Here is a 17,343-nt window from a genome sequence, read left to right as displayed (position 1 = left end):
CGCTTACAGCCTGCCGGTATAATCTTGCCGGGAATGGCTTTTGGTAACGGAAACTTGCGGTTTGACCGCTAAAGCGGCTCAAAGCCTTTCCAAACTGCGTTCCAAAATGTGAATAAGTCTTTGTTTTTCCTACTTCTTATCACATTCTGTAGAAGCGGATCGTCGCGTCCCGTCACATTCGACACGCCTTTTGTCACAGGCCAGCCTAATTTTCAACTATCTTCGCATTCAGGCGGTTGAGGGTCATTTTGATCGCGACATTGACAGAATGATGGCTACATGGGATTGCCGGGCGACGCGGGTATGGCGGAATTGGTAGACGCACCAGATTTAGGTTCTGGCGTGAAAACGTGGGGGTTCGAGTCCCTCTACCCGCACCAGCCCATCGGCTGACAAACCGAGTCGCCACGGTCACGTCTCGAAGACCTTGCCGGTGAACCATTCGCTCAATCCCGCCAGTTCAGGACCGAGCACGCGGTCGGCCCCGACCGCCGGTACGATGGTCCTGACGTCGGCAACGAACGGCTGCAGCGCAGGCGGTGCCTCGCGGCCGGTGACGTGAAGGGCCTGCGAGGCGATCATCGCCAGCATCGCCATCGCCGCGTCGAGGCAGCGGCCGGCGGTCGCCTCCTTGGTCCAGGCGAGGAACGCCGTGGTCGCGACATCGTCCTGGCCGGCACCGGCAGATTCCGTTCCTGGGATGAAGGTGCGTTGCGCCGCGAGCTTCGCCTGCTCCAGATAACCGGTGATCGCCATCGGCACATAGCCGACATTGCCGTGGCCGTCGCTGTCGGCCCAATGCCGGTCCGTCATCAAAAGATCGGGCAGCAGGGAGACCTTACCGTTCAGGAGCTTCGAGGCGTGGCGGTCGCAGAGCAGGCAGACGTCGGCCCAGATCGCTGCCAGATCGTCGAGCGCAGGCGTGGCCATCGCATTGTGATAGCCGCCGGTGCTGATGCAGCGCCCGAGCGGATACGCCTCGTCCGGCGGTACGTAGACCGGATTGTCCGAGATCGACGCCAGCGACACGGTCGCCGCCCGTTCCGCGCCGGAAAGCGCGCGATGCGCCTGGCCAAGCACGCGCGGCACGATGCGGTAGCTGACCGGCGCCTGGTAGTTGCGCCGTCCGTCGCCGGCGCCGGTGAGATATTCCCTCAAACCTTGCAGCGCTGCCGCCTCGTGTTCGTCGCCCCAAAGCCCGTCGAGTGCGGCGTCGTAATGTTCGAGCGGTGCGCGAAAGGCTTCGATCGACAGCGCAAACACCTTGTGCGCGAGGCCGATGCGGCGGCGCGCCGCGAGCGCGGCGTCCGCCACCAGCGCCGCCGCGCAGGGCGAGCCGTTGATGAGCGATCCCCGCTCCTTGACCTCCAGGTCGAAGCGCGTCGAAAGCCCGGCGAACAGCGGATAGAGAGCCAGGATCTCGCCGGCGCCGCCCTGGCCCTGCGACGGCACGATCGGCATCGGCCCGCCGTCCAGCATGGCGGCAACAGCTTGCGCGATGCGCGGCGAGGTGGCGGCATTGCCTTCAATGAAGTTGGTGAGACGGGCAAGCACGATCGCCCTGACCACGCGCTCCGGCAGCGGCTCGCCGAAAGAGGTCGCGGCAGCGAACGCCTTGATGCGCGCATGGCGGTCGCGCTCGTCACGCTCGAGCTTGCGGCTCGCCAGTTCGCCCATCGCCGTGGTGACGCCATAGATGATCGGTGCGGGATCCGTCTCGATGAGACGCAGAAACGAGGCGCGGCATTCCTCGATCCGACGCAAAGCCTTGTCGCTAATCCGCACCGGCTCCTTCCGCCAGGCGACACGAAAGACCGCATCGAGGTTGATGTCTCCGCGCGCCGTCAGTTCAATTGTCATGCTTCACACTGCTCGGACGGGAGATCCAAGGTTTTCGCGAGATGCGCACGGGTGCGGCCGCCCCTAGTAGAGCGGCTCCTCGAACAGCGTCTTGTCGCCATCCATCAACGCCTTGACCTGCGGTGTCCCGTTTGCGGCGATGGCGACACGGACGGCGAACGGCCGCACCCGCATGTCGTTCTGGATCGCCATGCCCTCGCCTTCCGGCAGATAGAAGCGCTCGATGCCGTAGTCCGGCGCGATCGTCGCTTCGGGCTCGCGCAGGTCCCAGCCATCGGCCACCTGCCCGACGATGTCGACCTCGTCGGAGGCCGCAGGCATCGGTGCGGCATCAAACCAGGCTGCGCTCGGCTGCCAATAGCCTTCGACGCCCTGCTTCAACCTGACGACGAGCTCTGAGTCGTTGCTGGTGAACTTGCCGGGCGGAATGTTGGCGATCAGCTTCACTGGGATGCGCGAGATCTCGTAGCCCAGCACGATATAGTCGCCGCGCAGAAGATCGCGCGGATCGATCGGCTCGACCTTCAGGAGGACCTCCTTGCCATCCCGCAGGATTGCGGCCCTGCCGACGATGATCCATCCGAGGAAGCCGATCTGGACGAGCGCCAGCAGCAGCGCCGAGATGATCAGTCTTTTGCCGGTCATGCCTTGGCTCCTTCGGTGGTCGGCGCGTTCATGCGTTTTTCGACGCGGATGATGACCAGCGCCATTATGCCGAGCAGCACTGCAGCGGCCAGGAAGAAGCCGGCGGTGCCAAGCATCGACTGCAACATCACCACATAGATGATGGCGAGCTCAAAGGCGAAGCCGGCATAGGCGACCCAGCGCAGGCCCCTGCTCTCGCGGCCACCCAGCATGATCGCCGCGACAATGGCGGCAAGCGCGACCGCCGAGGCAATGGCGAAGGCGCCATTGTAGCTCGCCTCGTCGGCCAGTTCGAACTGGATCATCGCCATGCCGGTGAGGAAGCCGATCAGCGCGTGCAGGGGCAGCCGGCCGCCAAGCTGCACGATTCTGTCGACCGGTGCGGCGGCGAAGACCGCGGCGGCAAAAAGTAGCGCCGAAACGAACGTCAGCGGAACGGAGACCTGCAGCGTGTTGTGATCCATTGACAGCAGCACGAGATAGAAGAGGACCGACAGAATGATCAGATGCCGCGCCGCCCGGCTGCGGGTCCAGAACGAAATCGCGAACAGCACCAGCGCAATGGCTGCGAAGAGATGGGGAAATTCCGAGCGCCGGAAAAAACCGCCCCATTTGAGAAGCAGCCAGGCGTCGGCGATGCCGAGGGAGGCGACGGTGAGCGGGTTCGAGCGCAACGCGACCGCCGCCAAGGCCGTGCCGGCTCCCCATGTGAGCAGCGCCGAGGCCTCGTCGCCTGTCAGGTGGTACATCTGGCCGATCAGCGCGATCGAACCGCCGAAAGCGGCCGCCGCCACGATCCACAGCGCCTCGCCGATTGCCCCATGGTCGCGTGTCTTCAGCACCGCGCCGCCGACGTAGCCGGCGACGATGACGGCGAACAGCGCCGCGACGCGAACGAGCCGTGGGATGGCTTCCCAATTGGCGGCGACGAAGATCAGGATAGCGGCACCGAACAAAAGCGCCGCCATCATCGCCAGGATCGACCCGAAGCTCAGCGACCTCCGATCATTGGCTTCGACATCGCGCGTCAACGCCTCGGCTGTCGGCGTATCGATCAGCCCAGCCTGCCGCCATCGGGCGATGTCGGACCTGACCCGCGACGCATAACTCGCCATGCCTTCCCCCTGCCCTCGATCTTTTTCCAGCCCACACGGTCAAACCGTTGACACCACGGCATTTTCGGATTCGGGCTTCTTTATGTCGAAGCCGTATGGCCGTTAGTGTTGCATTGCACAATTTGCATTGCTGCCATGCGCCAATGGCACTTTTAAATCGATATGACCCCACCTATTTTCTGTTCGTACACAAACGGAATGACCCGAACGAAAGACGAAACGAGCACTACCATGAACCTGATCCGCAACTACCGCAACTGGCGCCGCTACCGGGACACCGTCTCCGAGCTGAGCCGCCTGTCGAACCGTGAACTGACCGACCTCGGCATCAGCCGCAGCGACATCCACTACGTCGCTCGCAAGGCGGTCTAATCCGCTTCGGGCCGCGAATGGTCCGAACCAGTTTTGAAGAAGAGAACGACAATGAACCTGATCCGCAACTATCGTAACTGGCGCGTTTATCGCGAGACGGTTACCGAGCTGGGTCGTCTGTCGAATCGCCAGCTCCATGATCTCGGCATCGTCCGTGACGAGATCAAGATGGTCGCCCGCAAGGCGGTCTAAGTACAAGAATTTCGCCAGGGTCGACCTCCTCCCCGACCCTGACGGATACGGCCAACCCTTACCTCCTCCCAAGGGTTGACCACTGAAACGGCGCCCGCCGGACCTCCTCCCCCGGCGGGCGTTGTTCCCGAAGCGAACATTGTTCGTCTTTCGAAGCGAATGCAGTTCGTCTTCCAAAGGTTTCGCCCCTTTTCAAACGGCGAAAGGAATTTCGTCAGAGCCGACCTCCTCCCCGGCGATGACGAATACGGTCGATCTTCACCTCCTCCCGAGGATCGACCCCCAAAACGACACCCGCCGGACCTCCTCCCCGGCGGGTGTTGTGTTTCTGAGGCCGGCTTTGCCGCCCTTCGGCCCTTTCCTGTCCTTCGCGCCAATTGCAATCGCGGCGACAAGCGATTATTCCGGCGCCCATGAGCAAAAATCCCGTTCACGTCATCGGCGGCGGCCTCGCCGGCTCCGAAGCCGCCTGGCAGATCGCTGAGGCCGGCGTTCCGGTCGTGCTGCATGAGATGCGGCCCGTCCGCGGCACCGATGCGCACAAGACCGATGGTCTGGCCGAGCTCGTCTGCTCCAACTCCTTCCGTTCCGACGATGCCGAAACCAACGCGGTCGGCCTGTTGCATGCCGAAATGCGGCTTGCCGGTTCGCTGATCATGAGCGCGGGCGACGCGAACCAGGTGCCGGCCGGCGGCGCGCTGGCCGTCGACCGCGACGGCTTTTCCGAGGCGGTGACCCGAAAGATCGAAGCGCATCCGCTGATCACCATCCAGCGCGAGGAAGTGCCCGGCCTGCCGCCGGCGGACTGGGACCAGGCGATCATCGCCACCGGCCCGCTGACCGCACCTTCGCTGGCCCAATCGATCGCGCAGGCCACTGGCGCCGATGCGCTCGCCTTCTTCGATGCGATCGCGCCGATCGTGCATTTCGACACGATCGACATGGACACCTGCTGGTTCCAGTCGCGCTACGACAAGGTCGGCCCCGGCGGCACCGGCAAGGACTACATCAACTGCCCGATGGACAAGGACCAGTATCTCGCCTTCGTCCAGGCGCTGGTCGACGGCCAGAAGACCGAGTTCAAAGAATGGGAAGGCACGCCCTATTTCGACGGTTGCCTGCCGATCGAGGTGATGGCTGAACGCGGCGTCGAGACGCTGCGCCACGGACCGATGAAGCCGATGGGGCTGACCAACGTCCACAATCCATCGGTGAAGGCGTACGCCGTCGTCCAGCTGCGCCAGGACAATGCACTGGGCACGCTCTACAATATGGTCGGCTTCCAGACCAAGCTGAAGCATGCCGAGCAGGTGCGCGTGTTCCGCACCATTCCCGGCCTGGAAAACGCCGATTTCGCCCGCCTCGGCGGCCTGCACCGCAACACCTACATCAACTCGCCGACCCTGCTTGACGCTTCGCTGCAGCTTAAATCGCGGCCAGGCCTGCGCTTTGCCGGCCAGATCACCGGCTGCGAAGGCTATGTCGAGAGCGCGGCCATCGGCCTGCTCGCCGGCCGCTTCGCCGCCGCCGAGCGTCTCGGCCATGCGCCATCGTTGCCGCCACTCACCACCGCCTTCGGCGCCCTGCTCAACCACATCACCGGCGGCCACCTCGTTTCCGACGACGAACCGGGCAAACGCTCCTTCCAGCCGATGAACGTCAATTTCGGCCTTTTCCCGCCGGTGGAAGCGCCGAAGATCGAAGGCAAACGCCTGCGCGGCAAGGACAAGACGGTCGCCAAGCGCCACGCGATCACGGGGCGCGCGCTGGCCGATTGCCGCCAATGGCTGGGCCTGCCGGCGCAGGCAGAGGCGGCTGAATAGCTACTCCGCAGGCTCCGCGTTCGCAGTCGGCAAGCCCGGCTTGCCCGCATCGCCTGGATTTCGCCTGACATAGGCCGCCTTCAGCGTCTCCGACGTCTCGCGCGAACCGTCATGGCTCCAGCCGGGCGGCCGGACGAAATAGTTGAAACGCTGGCGCAGCGTCAGCCCTGGCATCAGCGTGTCCTTGAACATGCCGATCCATTCGTGGAAGGCCACTTTCAGCGGGTTGAAGGTGCCGATGTTCTTGACGATGCCATAGCGTGGCCGGTCCTCCTCCAGTTCCTCGACGAACGTGCCGAACATGCGGTCCCAGATGATCAGCGTGCCGGCATAGTTGGCGTCCAGATAGCGCGGATTGGTGGCGTGGTGGACGCGGTGGTGCGAGGGCGTATTGAAGATGAACTCGAACCAGCCCCACATCTTGCCGATCGCTTCGGTGTGGATCCAGAACTGCCAGACCAGGTTGAAGCCGAAGGTGAAGGCAATCACCGCCGGGTGGAAGCCGAGCAGCACCAGCGGCGCCTGCAGCACGAACATGAAGGTGAACAGCCCGGTCCAGCTTTGCCTGAGCGCCGTCGACAGATTGTAGTGCTGGCTGGAGTGGTGGTTGACGTGCTCGGCCCACACCCAACGCACCCGGTGCGCGATGCGGTGATAGACATAGTAGCGCAAATCATCGAGCAGGAAGGCAGCCAAAAACACCCAGACCGACAGGCCGAGATTGAAGAAGCGAAACTGCCACAGCCACAGCAGCGCCCAGTAGGACAAAACACCGAGCAACAGGCCGGCCACGACATTGCCGGTCTCCATCATCAGGCTGGTCAGCGTGTCGCGCGTTTCGAACGAGCCCTTGGCGCGGCCGGTTCGCACCAGCCAGAGCTCGATCAGGATGGCGGCGACGAAGAACGGGATGGCAAGCTTGGTGACCTCCGGGAAATTGTAATCGTCCATCACGCGGCCTCCCGGTTCCGATCATGGTCTTGCAAGGCCGCCGCCACCGCCCTGGCGTCGGCCTCGTCGGCAAAGACAAAGCGCCCGCCCTTCCAGGTGAAGTCGTTGAGCCTGATGGAGATCGACCGCGGGTCGTCTGCGGTCAGGGCCAGGATATCGCGCGGCGTGACGATGCGCGTCAGGAAGCAATCGCCGATGCTGCTGACGATGCCGGTGCGCGCCGGCCCAAGCTCGAGAAACGCCGCCCGCCGATCCGCCGTTAGACGCACCCTCGCCACCATTTCGTCCGGAAAGTCCTCGGCGAAGCGTTGAAGTGCCCGATCCGCGCCGGCAAGCATCGCGGTAGTAGTGCCGCCGGTGAAATGCACGGCCGCGACCGACAGCGCGATGCCAAACACGACAAGGACGACCAGCACGGGCAGGCTCATGGAAAGGCGTCTCCTCCGGCGGCTCACGCTTCTTCGACGCGAGTCCGACAGGCAGAACCCCTAGCACGATTGACGTTTACGTCAAAGGGGCGTCCAGCCTCGGCTGGCATGACGCAGGAGCAGCCAATGCTTGCGCAAGGTGGAAAGCTTTGCTGCACCGCCGCGCGGCGATTGCTCAGTCTTCTCCATCCTGCCGAGATAGGCACGCGTCAGCGCGAGCGGCAGGAATGCGGGGCGCAGCGAAGCCGGCAGCGCCGGGGCGCCTCGCTCGAAGGCACCGAGATGGTCTCGCGCGAGCGCGATCATCGCCGCCACTGCGCGTTGCGCGCCGGGGCCGCCCTCCCCTTTGACGAACTCTTCCGATGATGAGCCGGCCGCTGCGAGGATGTCCGCAGGCACAAAACATTGGCCACGCCTCCGGTACAGCGGCAACAGCAGCAAAAGACCGGTGATCGCTTGCGCACAACCCGCCCTCCCCGCCAGGTCGGCAAAACGCGGTGCCTCCTGGGGATCGAGCATCATCGCCGCAAGCTGGATGAGTGCCGCGGCGGTCTCGCCACAATAGCCTTCGAGATCGGTGCGCGACGGCATCGGATCATCGTAGAGGTCGAAGATGCGCGCTTCGAGCATGTTGTCGAAGGCTGTCTTCGGCAGTCGATTGGCGGAAATCGTCGCCCTCAGTGCGTCGGCGATCGGGTGACCGGTCTCCGCATCGTTCTCTGCCGCGATGACATCGCGCCACCATTGCAGCCGTACCTCGCCGGGTAACGGCTCGTGGATACGGTCGCGCACGGACGCGATCTCTGCATTGAAGGCATAGAGCGAAAACAGCGCGTCGCGCTTGTCGGCGGGCGCGTAGAGCGCGCTGAGATAACGGTCATGGTCAGAAGCGCGCACCGCATCCATGACGATGTTGGCGGTATCAGCCACGTCAGTCGACGGCAATCAGCGCCGCGGCCACGGCGCGGTCTTCGGCGAGCAGGACATTGTAGGTCCGCACCGCCGCGCCGGTCGACATCGGATCGGCGGCGATGCCGGCCTCTTTCAATGCCGCGCGCAGCGCCGTAGGCAGCGGCCGCAGATCCTTGCCGGTGCCGACCAGCACGATCTCGACCTTGCCGGCCTCGGCGAGCAGCTTGCTGAAGTCCGCCACCGTCAACGCCAGCGGATCGGCCGGCTCCCAGCCATGGATGCCGGACGGCAGGCAGAGCAGCGAGCCGCGATGCGACATATCGGCGAAGCGGAAGCCGCCATTGCCATAGGCCTCGATCGGCGCCCGGCCGGGGAAATGCGCCTCGCGGATGACGATGCCCTTGGCCACGGCCGCGGCGTCAGGTCGCCACGGCCTTGCCGTTCACCGGCTTCTCCTCGTCGGCGGCCGTGGCCTGCGGCCGCAACTTGAACAGGATCAGCAGCGGCGCGGCGATGAAGATCGACGAATAGGTGCCGAACACCACGCCGAACAGCATCGCCATGGTGAACGAACGGATCACCTCGCCGCCGAACAGCACCAGCGCCAGCAGTGCCAGGATCGTGGTCACCGAGGTCAGCGTCGTTCTCGACAGGGTCTCGTTGATGGCGTTGTTCAACAGCTGCGGCAGCGGCATCTTCTTGTATTTTCGAAGATCCTCGCGGACGCGGTCGTAGACGACGATGGTGTCGTTCAGCGAATAACCGATGATGGTCAGGATTGCCGCCAGCGACGACTGGTTGAATTCCAGCCCGGTGATGACGAAGAAGCCGATCGTCATGACCACATCGTGGATCGTGGCGATGATGGCGCCGACAGCGAACTGCCATTCGAAACGGAACCAGACATAGATCAGGATGCCGACCAGCGCGATCAGCATGGCGATCGTGCCCTGCTTGGCGAGTTCGCCCGAAACCGTCGGTCCCACCACTTCGACGCGGCGGAAATCATACTGGTCCTGCAACTCGCCGCGCACCTTGTCGATGACGGTCTGCTCGGCGTTCTCGCCGCCGTCCTGGGTGCCGACGCGGATCAGCACGTCGTTCGGCTCGCCGAACTGCTGCACTTGCACTTCGCCGATGTTGAGCTCCGTGAGCCTGCCGCGGATGTCGGCGAGATCGGCATTGCCGGTCTTGGCCTGCACCTCGATCAGCGAGCCGCCCTTGAAGTCGATGCCGTAATTGATGTCGACGGTCATGAACAGCACGACCGACAGGATCGACAGCAGGCTGGACAGCGCGAAGGTCCAACGGCGGATACCCATGAACGGAATCTTCGTACCCGGCGGAATGAAGGTCACCGGCGCCTTCGGCAGTTCCTTCGGCCGGGCGCGGCGCAGCCAGATCGACACTAGCAGCCTGGTGAAGGTGAAGGCGGTGAAGACCGTGGTCAGGATGCCGATGGCGTAGGTGATGGCAAAACCCTTCACCGGGCCGGTGCCGAGGTAGAACAGCACCACTGTCGCGATCAGCGACGTGACGTTGGAATCGACGATGGTCGCCAGCGCCTTGGTGAAGCCGGTATCGATCGCCTGGATCACCGAGCGGCCGTTGCGCCGCTCCTCGCGGATACGCTCGTAGATCAGCACGTTGGAATCGACCGCCATGCCGATGGTCAGCACGATACCGGCGATACCAGGCAAGGTCAGCGTCGCGCCGAGCAGCGACAACAGCCCGACGATCATCGCCACATGCACCGCGAGCGCGATATTGGCGAGGAAGCCGAGGAAGCCGTAAGCGACGAACATGAAGGCGACGACGAGGATCGAGCCGATGATGCCGGCGACCTTGCCGGCATGGATGGAATCCTGTCCCAGGCCCGGACCCACCGTGCGCTCCTCGATCACGGTCAGCGTCGCCGGCAGCGCGCCTGCGCGCAGCAGCACGGCGAGGTCGTTGGCGCTCTGAGCGGTGAAATTGCCGGAGATCTGACCGGTGCCGCCGAGGATCGGCTCACGGATCTGCGGCGCCGAGATCACCTGGTTGTCGAGGATGATGGCGAACAGCTTGCCGACATTTTGCGCCGTCGCCTGGCCGAAGCGGGTGGCTCCCTTGGAATCGAAACGGAAGGAAACGACAGGCTCGTTGTTCTGCGAATTGTAGGTCGCCTGCGCGTCGACGAGATTCTCGCCCGAAACGATGACGCGGTTTTCGATCAGATAGGGTACCGGCGGATCGTCCTGCGAATAGAGGATCGAGGAGCCTGCCGGCGGACGGCCGTTGAGCGCGTCCTGCACCGGCATCGACTGGTCGACCATCTGGAATGTCAGCTTGGCGGTCTGGCCAAGGATTTCCTTCAGCCTTTGCGGGTCCTGCAAGCCCGGCACCTGGACAAGAATACGGTCGTCGCCCTGCCGCTGCACGATCGGTTCGGTGGTGCCGAGTTCGTTGACGCGCCGTTCGACGACCTCGATCGACTGCGTCAGCGCCGTCGAGGTGCGGTATTTGATGCCGGCGTCGGTGACGGTGAACTTGAGCAGGCCCGGCTCGGAATCGTCCAGCGTCATCTCCTGGACGGAGCCGCCGGTGAACAGCCCCGCCGCCACCGGGTCGGTCAGCGGCTTCAGCACCTTCTTGGCGGCGTCGATCTGGCTGGGATCGGTGATGCGGACCTGCACCGTGCGCCCGGATCCGGACAGGCCGGTATAGTTGATCTTGGGGTTGGCGTCGCGCAGCAGCGTCCTGATCTCGTCGCGTGACGTCTCCAGTCGATCCTTGATCAGGTCGTTCTGGTTCATCTGAAGCAGGATGTGCGAACCACCCTGCAGGTCGAGACCGAGCGTCATCTGCCGCTTCGGCACCCAGTTGGGCAGTTGCGCCAACGTGCTGGCAGGGAAGAGATTGGGCGCGGCGAGGACCACTGTGGCGGCCACGGCCAGCCAGATCAGGATCATCTTCAGGCGCGAAAAATAGAGCATTCGTTCTTATCCGTTCAGGCGTACATGCGGCAGCGTTCCGCCTTCAATTCGGTTATTTCTTGGCATTCTGGTTCGCCACTGGCTCGCCCTTGACGCGCACGTCCGAGATCGTCGAGCGCAGCGCCGTCACCTTGGTGCCACCGCCGAGGTCGATCTCGAGTTCGTGGTCGTCGATCACCTTGGTCACCTTGCCGACGAAACCGCCGCCGGTCACGACCGTGTCGCCGCGCCGCACCGCCGAGAGCATCTCCTGGCGCTTCTTCAGCTGCGCGCGCTGCGGCCTGATGATCAGAAAATACATGATCACGAAAATCAGGACAAACGGCAAAATGCTGATGAACATGTCTGGCGAGGCGCCGACGCCCTGGGCGTATGCCGGTGTAACGAACATCAAGATACTCCTGGAAGGTGAAAAACCGCCACGAGGCGGCCCCGCGAAATTTGGCCGGAATATAGTCGGTAAAGTTGCCAATGCAACTGCGCCGCCGGGCGAATCCGCTGCTTTTCCGGCCGGTTGGCGCGTGTTAGAGCATGATCGCCGAATGCCGGGTGCGGTCCGCGGAAAAGATCATGCTCCGGCAAAAGGTTGGAAGCGGTTCTTATCCCGCCGCGAAAGAGCGGATTTCCGCCGGTGCCGATCCCGAACGCCAGACCAAAAAGACAAGACATGACCGACAGCACCCTTGACGCCCTGAACCAGAAGCTCGACCGCCTGATCGAAGCGGTCACTCGCCTCGCCCCGCCGCCGGTACCGCAAACCGACCTTGCGGCGGCCGACTGCTTCGTCTGGCAGGCCGATCCCGGCTATCTGGAGCCGGTGCGCAAGGTCAACCGCGTCGACATCGGGCTGATCCGAGGCGTCGACCGGGTGCGCGACATCCTGCTCGACAACACCGAGCGCTTCGCCTCGGGCTTTGCCGCCAACAATGTGCTGTTGTGGGGCGCGCGCGGCATGGGCAAATCGTCGCTGGTCAAGGCGGTGCACGCCGCCGTCAACGCCTCCGACGAGCTCGATCGGCCGCTCAAGCTGATCGAGATCCACCGCGAGGATATCGACACGCTGCCCAAGCTGATGGGTTTGCTCAAGGCGGCGCCTTTCCGGTTCATCCTGTTTTGCGATGACCTCTCCTTCGACCACGACGACACCTCCTACAAGTCGCTGAAGGCAGCACTTGAAGGCGGTGTCGAGGGCCGCCCCGCCAACGTCATCTTCTACGCCACCTCGAACCGGCGGCATCTTTTGCCGCGCGACATGATCGACAATGAACGCTCGACCGCCATCAACCCGTCGGAAGCCGTGGAAGAAAAGGTCTCGCTGTCCGATCGCTTCGGCCTCTGGCTCGGCTTCCACAAATGTTCGCAGGACGAATATCTCGACATGATCGACGGCTATGTCCGCTATCACGGCCTGGCCATCGACCCCGATGCGCTGCGCGCCGAGGCGCTGGAATGGGCGACGACGCGCGGCAGCCGCTCCGGCCGCGTCGCATGGCAGTTCACCCAGGACCTTGCCGGCCGTCTCGGCAAGCCGCTGAAGGATTGAGGTCAGGCAGACAGCTGAAAAAGCCCGCCCCTTGCGGAGCGGGCTGAGCCGGCGGGCTGGACTGGAGGTCTCAGACGGCCCGCAATTTTTCTTCTTCTATTCGAGATAGCCCGACGGATCGACCGGGGCGGAGTTCTTGCGCACTTCGAAGTGCAGCTTCGGCGAGTCGGTGGTGCCGCTCATGCCGGACAGCGCGATCTCCTGGCCGCGCTTGACCTTCTGGCCGCGCTGCACCTCGATCGAGCTGGCGTGGCCGTAGACGGTGACCAGCCCGTTCTCGTGCCGCACCAGGACGGTGTTGCCGAATTCCTTCAGCCCGTCGCCGGCATAGATGACGACGCCGTTCTCTGCAGCCTTGACTGGCGTGCCCTCCGGGACCGCAATGTCGACGCCGTCCTTGCCGCCGCCAAAATTGGAGATCACGCGGCCGCGCACCGGCCAGCGCATTTTGCCGATGCCGGTTGCATCCGGCGCCACCGCGTCGTCGTCCTCGGCCTGCTGGATGACCTTGGCGTCCTTCTTCGGCGGCGTGTAGGAGGCGAGCGTCTCGGTCGGCTTCGCGGCCGGCTGAGTGGTGGCGGTCGTCACCGGGTCGACCTTGACCGGCTTGGCGGCGGCGACAGTCGCGGTGCCGCCGGCTGGAACCTTCAGCGTCTGGCCGATCTTGAGCAGGCCGTCCTGCATGCCGTTCGCCTGCTTCAGCGCCACGACGCCGACACCGGTCTTCCTGGCGATGGACGACAGGGTGTCGCCCTGCTGGACCGTGTAGGTGCCGCCGGCGCCGGCCGGCTTAGCCGAAGCGACCTGCGTCGCAGGCTTGGCGTCCTTCGATCCGCTAGCGGCGGCGTTAGCGTCGACCGGCGCGGCCGACTTGCCGTCCTTGAGCTTCGGCTGCTGCGGCAGCACGGCGATCTTCTCGGGCGCGCTTGCGGGCTTCGGCGCATTGGCGGGCTTGGTGTCGGCGAGTTTCTGTGCCGGCTCCTTGCTCGAATAGGCATAGGCGGGAATGACCAGCTTTTGGCCCGTCTTCAGGCCCTTGGTCGCGCTCAGCCCGTTGACCTTCATGATCACGTCGGCCGGCACCTTGTAGTGCTGCGCCAGGCCGGAGATGGTCTCGCCGTCCCGGACCACGATCTCGGTGGCGCGCGGCGTGCCGGCGGCCGCCATCTTCGGCGCGTCGGGCTGCGCCTCCTTGAACGGCTTCGTCGCCGGGGCGGCGGTGCCGGTCGTCGTCCTGTCGACATGCGTGGCGGGCGGCGCCAGGACCGGCTCCGAAGCGGTGCGCACCGGCTTCGCCGCGGACGCCTGGGCTGGCTGTGACACCGGCGGCGGCAACTGCTGCACCGAAACCGGCTCGAGGCTGGAGCGGCTCACCGACTGGGTATGACTGCCGTCGACAGGCGCCGGCGCCACCGCATCGCCCGGATAGGGCTGGGCGACGTCCTGCTTGTCGATGATGGCGCGCTGATTGTTGGTCGACGAGGTGAAGACGTCGTCGACACCATTGAAGCGGGCGACCTGGGAGCTGCACCCCGCGGCGGCGCCTGCGATCATGAGGACGGCGCAGCCACGCGCCAGATTGCGTCCGTTTGCCTTCAAAACACTGAATTGCATCGCACTAACCCGCACAGACCCGGTACAAACTGGTCATGATTAAAGCGCGTTAATGTTACTGGCCGGTTAACCCCTTAGAATCCGGCGAAAATTTTCTTAAAATATTCGAGGAGGGTTAGATAACCGAGGCGACGCTGCGCAGGATCGGCTGCAGCCTGACGATACCGATGTCCTCGCGCTCGAAGCGGCTGCCGACTTTGGTGAGCTTTGCCAGCACCTGCTCGCCCTCCTCCGGGCCGATCGGCGCGATGACCACACCGCCGCTCGACAACTGGTCGAGCAGGAAACGCGGCAGGCTGTCGAAGGCCGCCCAGGCGACGATGCGGTCGAACGGCCCTTCATTCGGCAATCCGTTGGAGCCATCCGCCTGGCGGACGATGACGTTGCCGATGCCGAGCGCCTCGAAGCGCTGTTTGGCCTGCTCGGTCAGCGTCTTGTAACGGTCGATGGTGACGATGCGCGACGCCAGCCGCGACATCACCGCCGCCGTGTAGCCAGTCCCGGTGCCAATCTCCAGCACGCGGTTGCCGGGCTCGATGCCAAGCGCCGCGAGTACCGCGGCCTGCAGGTCGGCGCCCTCGATCGCCTCGCCGCATTCGATCGGCAGCATGCCGTCCGACCAGGCGAGCGAATGGAACTGGCCGGACAGGAAGCCACGGCGCGGCGTCGCCTCGAAGGCGGCAATCAGCGGCTTCGGCGCCGACCCCCGGCCGCGCAGGCGCAGCAGGAAGGCGGCAAAACCTTCGCGGTCGTCGACTGAAATCGGCTGGTTCATGCGAGCGCCTTGGTCAGTTGGTCGCGAATTTCATGAGCGGTAAGGTCGAGCTGCAACGGCGTCACCGACACCAGCCGGTTGCGCATGGCATGGAGATCGGTGCCCTTCTTGCCTTCGACCGGCTCGCGACCGAAGCGCAGCCAGTAGTAAGGCAGGCCGCGCCCGTCGCGGCGCTCGTCCACCCACAGGCTGTGCACCAGCTTGCCTTGCGAGGTGACGACGGTGCCCTCGATCTCGTCGGGCGCGCAATTCGGAAAATTGACGTTGAGCAGCACGCCGTCCGGCAATGGCATTGCGACCAGCTTTTTCAGCAGCGCAGGCGCCAGCGCCTCGGTGGTCTCGTAGGGAACGACGCGGTCCTCGCCGGCATAGGAATAGGCCTGGCTGACCGCGATTGAGCGGACGCCGAGCAGCGCGCCCTCCATGGCGCCCGCGACGGTGCCCGAATAGGTGACGTCGTCGGCGATGTTGGCGCCGGAATTGACGCCGGACAGGATGAGGTCGGGCATGCCCGGCAGGATCTTCTTGACACCCATGATGACGCAATCGGTCGGCGTGCCGCGCACGGCGTAGTGCTTGTCGCCGATCTTCCTTAGCCGCAGCGGCTCGGAGATCGACAGCGAATGCGCGTAGCCGGATTGATCCTGCTCCGGCGCCACCACCCAGACGTCGTCCGACAGCGTACGCGCGATGCGCTCGAGCGACGCCAGGCCCTCGGCGTGGATGCCGTCGTCATTGGTCAGCAGAATGCGCATTACTTCGATTCGATCTTCGTCAGACCGCCCATGTAAGGCCGCAGCGCTTCAGGAATGGTTACGCTGCCATCCTCATTCTGGTAGTTTTCGATGACGGCGATCAGCGCGCGGCCGACGGCGGTGCCCGAACCGTTGAGTGTATGGACGAAGCGGTTGCCTTTGCCGTCCTTGTCCTTGTAGCGGGCATCCATGCGCCTGGCCTGGAAATCGCCGCAGACCGAGCAGGACGAGATTTCGCGATAGGCGTTCTGGCCGGGCAGCCACACCTCGATGTCATAGGTCTTGCGCGCGCCGAACCCCATGTCGCCGGTGCACAGCGTCACCGTGCGGAACGGCAGCTCCAGTCGCTTCAGCACCGCCTCGGCGCATTCCGTCATGCGCTCATGCTCGGCGATCGACGTCTCCTGATCGGTGAGAGAGACCAGCTCCACCTTGTAAAATTGGTGCTGGCGCAGCATGCCGCGCGTGTCGCGCCCTGCCGACCCCGCTTCCGAGCGGAAGCATGGCGTCAGCGCTGTAAAGCGCAACGGCAGTTTTTCGTGCGCGGTGATCTCCTCGCGCACGAGGTTGGTAAGCGACACTTCGGCGGTGGGGATCAAGCCCAGGCGGCCATCGCCATGCGGAGTGAAGAAGAGGTCGCCCTCGAATTTCGGCAATTGCCCGGTGCCGAACAGCACCTCGTCGCGCACCATCAATGGTGGCTGGACTTCCTCGTAGCCATGTTCGGTCGTGTGCAGGTCGAGCATGAACTGGCCAAGCGCGCGCTCCATACGCGCGAGTTGGCCGGTCAGCACCGTGAAGCGCGAGCCGGAAAGCCTCGCCGCCCGCTCGAAATCCATCATGCCCAGCGCTTCGCCGACCTCGAAGTGCTCCTTCACCCAGTTCGGCCGCGCCGGCGCCTTGCCGACAATGCGCTTGACGACATTGTCATGCTCGTCCCTGCCGACCGGCACATCGTCCAGCGGCACGTTGGGCAGCACGGCCAGCGCGTCGTTCAGCGCCTTGTCGAGCTCGCGCTCGCGCGCTTCGCCGTTCTGGATGAAGGCCTTGATCTCGCCGACTTCGGCCTTGAGCTTCTCGGCAAGCGCCGCGTCGCCCGAACGCATGGCGTTGCCGATCTCCTTTGAGGCGGCGTTGCGGCGTTCCTGCTTCACCTGCAGCTCTGTCAAATGCTCGCGCCGCGCCTCGTCCTTGGCGATCAGCCCGTCGACAGTGGATTGCGCCTCCCCGGCTGACCACGAGCGCTTCACCAACGCCTCGGCAAGAGCCTTCGGGTTGTCGCGAATCCATTTGATGTCAAGCATGGTTGTCCGTCCTTGGCTAAGGCCCGAGGGCGTAAACCGCATCCATGATCGATGCAAGACGGGCGAATGCCGCCGCCCG

17 protein-coding genes and 1 tRNA gene are annotated in these 17,343 nt (G+C 64.3%); 5 read left to right on the top strand and 13 right to left on the bottom strand.

From position 1 onward, the window contains the following. Nucleotides 1–297: 297 nt before the first annotated feature. Nucleotides 298–380 (top strand) — tRNA-Leu (locus EJ073_RS02085). A 31-nt stretch (nucleotides 381–411) separates the two neighbouring features. On the opposite strand, the gene EJ073_RS02080 is transcribed toward EJ073_RS02085, so the two are convergent. The 3 genes from EJ073_RS02080 to EJ073_RS02070 form a co-directional block, all read right to left on the bottom strand. Next, nucleotides 412–1,860, bottom strand: a complete 1,449-nt coding sequence (locus tag EJ073_RS02080) for an aromatic amino acid lyase (RefSeq protein ID WP_126054218.1) — start codon at nucleotides 1,858–1,860, stop codon at nucleotides 412–414. 63 nt (nucleotides 1,861–1,923) lie between these two features. Then, a complete protein-coding gene (locus EJ073_RS02075; RefSeq protein WP_126054217.1) occupies nucleotides 1,924–2,505 on the bottom strand; it encodes a GDYXXLXY domain-containing protein in 582 nt (193 codons plus the stop codon). Continuing rightward, a complete protein-coding gene (locus EJ073_RS02070; RefSeq protein WP_126054216.1) occupies nucleotides 2,502–3,620 on the bottom strand; it encodes a DUF2157 domain-containing protein in 1,119 nt (372 codons plus the stop codon). Before EJ073_RS02070 ends, EJ073_RS02075 begins: the two co-directional genes overlap by 4 nt. 231 nt (nucleotides 3,621–3,851) lie before the next feature. Here EJ073_RS02070 and EJ073_RS02065 point away from each other — a divergent pair, with 231 nt between their 5' ends. The 3 genes from EJ073_RS02065 (at nucleotide 3,852) to trmFO (ending at nucleotide 6,007) form a co-directional block, all read left to right on the top strand. Next, on the top strand, nucleotides 3,852–3,992 hold the full coding sequence (locus tag EJ073_RS02065) for a DUF1127 domain-containing protein (protein ID WP_006335194.1): 141 nt from the start codon (nucleotides 3,852–3,854) through the stop codon (nucleotides 3,990–3,992). Nucleotides 3,993–4,043: 51 nt separating this feature from the next. Then, nucleotides 4,044–4,184 (top strand): DUF1127 domain-containing protein, encoded by a 141-nt coding sequence (locus tag EJ073_RS02060; RefSeq protein ID WP_126054215.1) that lies wholly within the window; start codon nucleotides 4,044–4,046, stop codon nucleotides 4,182–4,184. Between the two features lie 413 nt (nucleotides 4,185–4,597). Next, nucleotides 4,598–6,007 carry a methylenetetrahydrofolate--tRNA-(uracil(54)-C(5))-methyltransferase (FADH(2)-oxidizing) TrmFO gene (trmFO, locus tag EJ073_RS02055; protein WP_126054214.1) on the top strand — a complete coding sequence of 470 codons (1,410 nt, stop codon included), beginning with the start codon at nucleotides 4,598–4,600 and terminating at the stop codon, nucleotides 6,005–6,007. Here the strand turns inward: trmFO and EJ073_RS02050 are convergent, their stop codons facing one another. From EJ073_RS02050 to yajC, 6 genes are all read right to left on the bottom strand, one after another. Then, nucleotides 6,008–6,958, bottom strand: a complete 951-nt coding sequence (locus EJ073_RS02050; RefSeq protein ID WP_190233819.1) for a sterol desaturase family protein — start codon at nucleotides 6,956–6,958, stop codon at nucleotides 6,008–6,010. It lies immediately after the preceding gene. After that, nucleotides 6,958–7,386, bottom strand: coding sequence for a hypothetical protein (locus EJ073_RS02045; RefSeq protein ID WP_126054212.1), 429 nt, complete (start codon nucleotides 7,384–7,386; stop codon nucleotides 6,958–6,960). The genes EJ073_RS02050 and EJ073_RS02045 overlap by 1 nt, the downstream gene beginning before the upstream one ends. A gap of 81 nt (nucleotides 7,387–7,467) precedes the next feature. Beyond that, nucleotides 7,468–8,292 (bottom strand): phytoene/squalene synthase family protein, encoded by an 825-nt coding sequence (locus EJ073_RS02040; protein ID WP_126054211.1) that lies wholly within the window; start codon nucleotides 8,290–8,292, stop codon nucleotides 7,468–7,470. Nucleotides 8,293–8,317: 25 nt separating this feature from the next. Beyond that, nucleotides 8,318–8,707 carry an Mth938-like domain-containing protein gene (locus tag EJ073_RS02035; protein WP_126054210.1) on the bottom strand — a complete coding sequence of 130 codons (390 nt, stop codon included), beginning with the start codon at nucleotides 8,705–8,707 and terminating at the stop codon, nucleotides 8,318–8,320. 10 nt (nucleotides 8,708–8,717) lie between these two features. Beyond that, nucleotides 8,718–11,273 (bottom strand): protein translocase subunit SecDF, encoded by a 2,556-nt coding sequence (gene secDF, locus EJ073_RS02030; protein ID WP_126054209.1) that lies wholly within the window; start codon nucleotides 11,271–11,273, stop codon nucleotides 8,718–8,720. Between the two features lie 52 nt (nucleotides 11,274–11,325). After that, on the bottom strand, nucleotides 11,326–11,664 hold the full coding sequence (yajC, locus tag EJ073_RS02025; protein ID WP_126054208.1) for a preprotein translocase subunit YajC: 339 nt from the start codon (nucleotides 11,662–11,664) through the stop codon (nucleotides 11,326–11,328). Nucleotides 11,665–11,940: 276 nt separating this feature from the next. On the opposite strand from yajC, the gene EJ073_RS02020 reads away from it, so the two are divergent. Then, on the top strand, nucleotides 11,941–12,816 hold the full coding sequence (locus EJ073_RS02020) for an ATP-binding protein (RefSeq protein WP_126054207.1): 876 nt from the start codon (nucleotides 11,941–11,943) through the stop codon (nucleotides 12,814–12,816). Between the two features lie 96 nt (nucleotides 12,817–12,912). On the opposite strand, the gene EJ073_RS02015 is transcribed toward EJ073_RS02020, so the two are convergent. The 4 genes from EJ073_RS02015 to serS form a co-directional block, all read right to left on the bottom strand. Beyond that, nucleotides 12,913–14,430, bottom strand: coding sequence for a peptidoglycan DD-metalloendopeptidase family protein (locus tag EJ073_RS02015; protein WP_126054206.1), 1,518 nt, complete (start codon nucleotides 14,428–14,430; stop codon nucleotides 12,913–12,915). Nucleotides 14,431–14,545: 115 nt separating this feature from the next. Then, entirely contained in the window at nucleotides 14,546–15,205 is a 660-nt protein-coding gene (locus EJ073_RS02010) for a protein-L-isoaspartate(D-aspartate) O-methyltransferase (protein ID WP_126054205.1), read from the bottom strand. Then, nucleotides 15,202–15,960 carry a 5'/3'-nucleotidase SurE gene (gene surE, locus EJ073_RS02005; protein ID WP_126054204.1) on the bottom strand — a complete coding sequence of 253 codons (759 nt, stop codon included), beginning with the start codon at nucleotides 15,958–15,960 and terminating at the stop codon, nucleotides 15,202–15,204. The genes EJ073_RS02010 and surE overlap by 4 nt, the downstream gene beginning before the upstream one ends. Next, a complete protein-coding gene (serS, locus tag EJ073_RS02000) occupies nucleotides 15,960–17,264 on the bottom strand; it encodes a serine--tRNA ligase (protein ID WP_126054203.1) in 1,305 nt (434 codons plus the stop codon). Before serS ends, surE begins: the two co-directional genes overlap by 1 nt. Nucleotides 17,265–17,343 lie beyond the last annotated feature (79 nt).

The sequence above is a fragment of the Mesorhizobium sp. M4B.F.Ca.ET.058.02.1.1 genome (genome assembly GCF_003952505.1).
In the GTDB taxonomy this organism is placed as follows: domain Bacteria; phylum Pseudomonadota; class Alphaproteobacteria; order Rhizobiales; family Rhizobiaceae; genus Mesorhizobium.
This window is presented reverse-complemented; position numbering and strand designations above follow the sequence as displayed.

What these genes read in the sequence shown, in the direction of transcription:
- EJ073_RS02080 (WP_126054218.1), bottom strand. Translation starts at nt 1,860, where the DNA reads ATGACAATTGAACTGACGGCGCGCGGAGACATCAACCTCGATGCGGTC.
- EJ073_RS02075 (WP_126054217.1), bottom strand. Translation starts at nt 2,505, where the DNA reads ATGACCGGCAAAAGACTGATCATCTCGGCGCTGCTGCTGGCGCTCGTC.
- EJ073_RS02070 (WP_126054216.1), bottom strand. Translation starts at nt 3,620, where the DNA reads ATGGCGAGTTATGCGTCGCGGGTCAGGTCCGACATCGCCCGATGGCGG.
- EJ073_RS02065 (WP_006335194.1), top strand. Translation starts at nt 3,852, where the DNA reads ATGAACCTGATCCGCAACTACCGCAACTGGCGCCGCTACCGGGACACC.
- EJ073_RS02060 (WP_126054215.1), top strand. Translation starts at nt 4,044, where the DNA reads ATGAACCTGATCCGCAACTATCGTAACTGGCGCGTTTATCGCGAGACG.
- trmFO (WP_126054214.1), top strand. Translation starts at nt 4,598, where the DNA reads ATGAGCAAAAATCCCGTTCACGTCATCGGCGGCGGCCTCGCCGGCTCC.
- EJ073_RS02050 (WP_190233819.1), bottom strand. Translation starts at nt 6,958, where the DNA reads ATGGACGATTACAATTTCCCGGAGGTCACCAAGCTTGCCATCCCGTTC.
- EJ073_RS02045 (WP_126054212.1), bottom strand. Translation starts at nt 7,386, where the DNA reads ATGAGCCTGCCCGTGCTGGTCGTCCTTGTCGTGTTTGGCATCGCGCTG.
- EJ073_RS02040 (WP_126054211.1), bottom strand. Translation starts at nt 8,292, where the DNA reads ATGGATGCGGTGCGCGCTTCTGACCATGACCGTTATCTCAGCGCGCTC.
- secDF (WP_126054209.1), bottom strand. Translation starts at nt 11,273, where the DNA reads ATGCTCTATTTTTCGCGCCTGAAGATGATCCTGATCTGGCTGGCCGTG.
- yajC (WP_126054208.1), bottom strand. Translation starts at nt 11,664, where the DNA reads ATGTTCGTTACACCGGCATACGCCCAGGGCGTCGGCGCCTCGCCAGAC.
- EJ073_RS02020 (WP_126054207.1), top strand. Translation starts at nt 11,941, where the DNA reads ATGACCGACAGCACCCTTGACGCCCTGAACCAGAAGCTCGACCGCCTG.
- EJ073_RS02015 (WP_126054206.1), bottom strand. Translation starts at nt 14,430, where the DNA reads ATGCAATTCAGTGTTTTGAAGGCAAACGGACGCAATCTGGCGCGTGGC.
- EJ073_RS02010 (WP_126054205.1), bottom strand. Translation starts at nt 15,205, where the DNA reads ATGAACCAGCCGATTTCAGTCGACGACCGCGAAGGTTTTGCCGCCTTC.
- surE (WP_126054204.1), bottom strand. Translation starts at nt 15,960, where the DNA reads ATGCGCATTCTGCTGACCAATGACGACGGCATCCACGCCGAGGGCCTG.
- serS (WP_126054203.1), bottom strand. Translation starts at nt 17,264, where the DNA reads ATGCTTGACATCAAATGGATTCGCGACAACCCGAAGGCTCTTGCCGAG.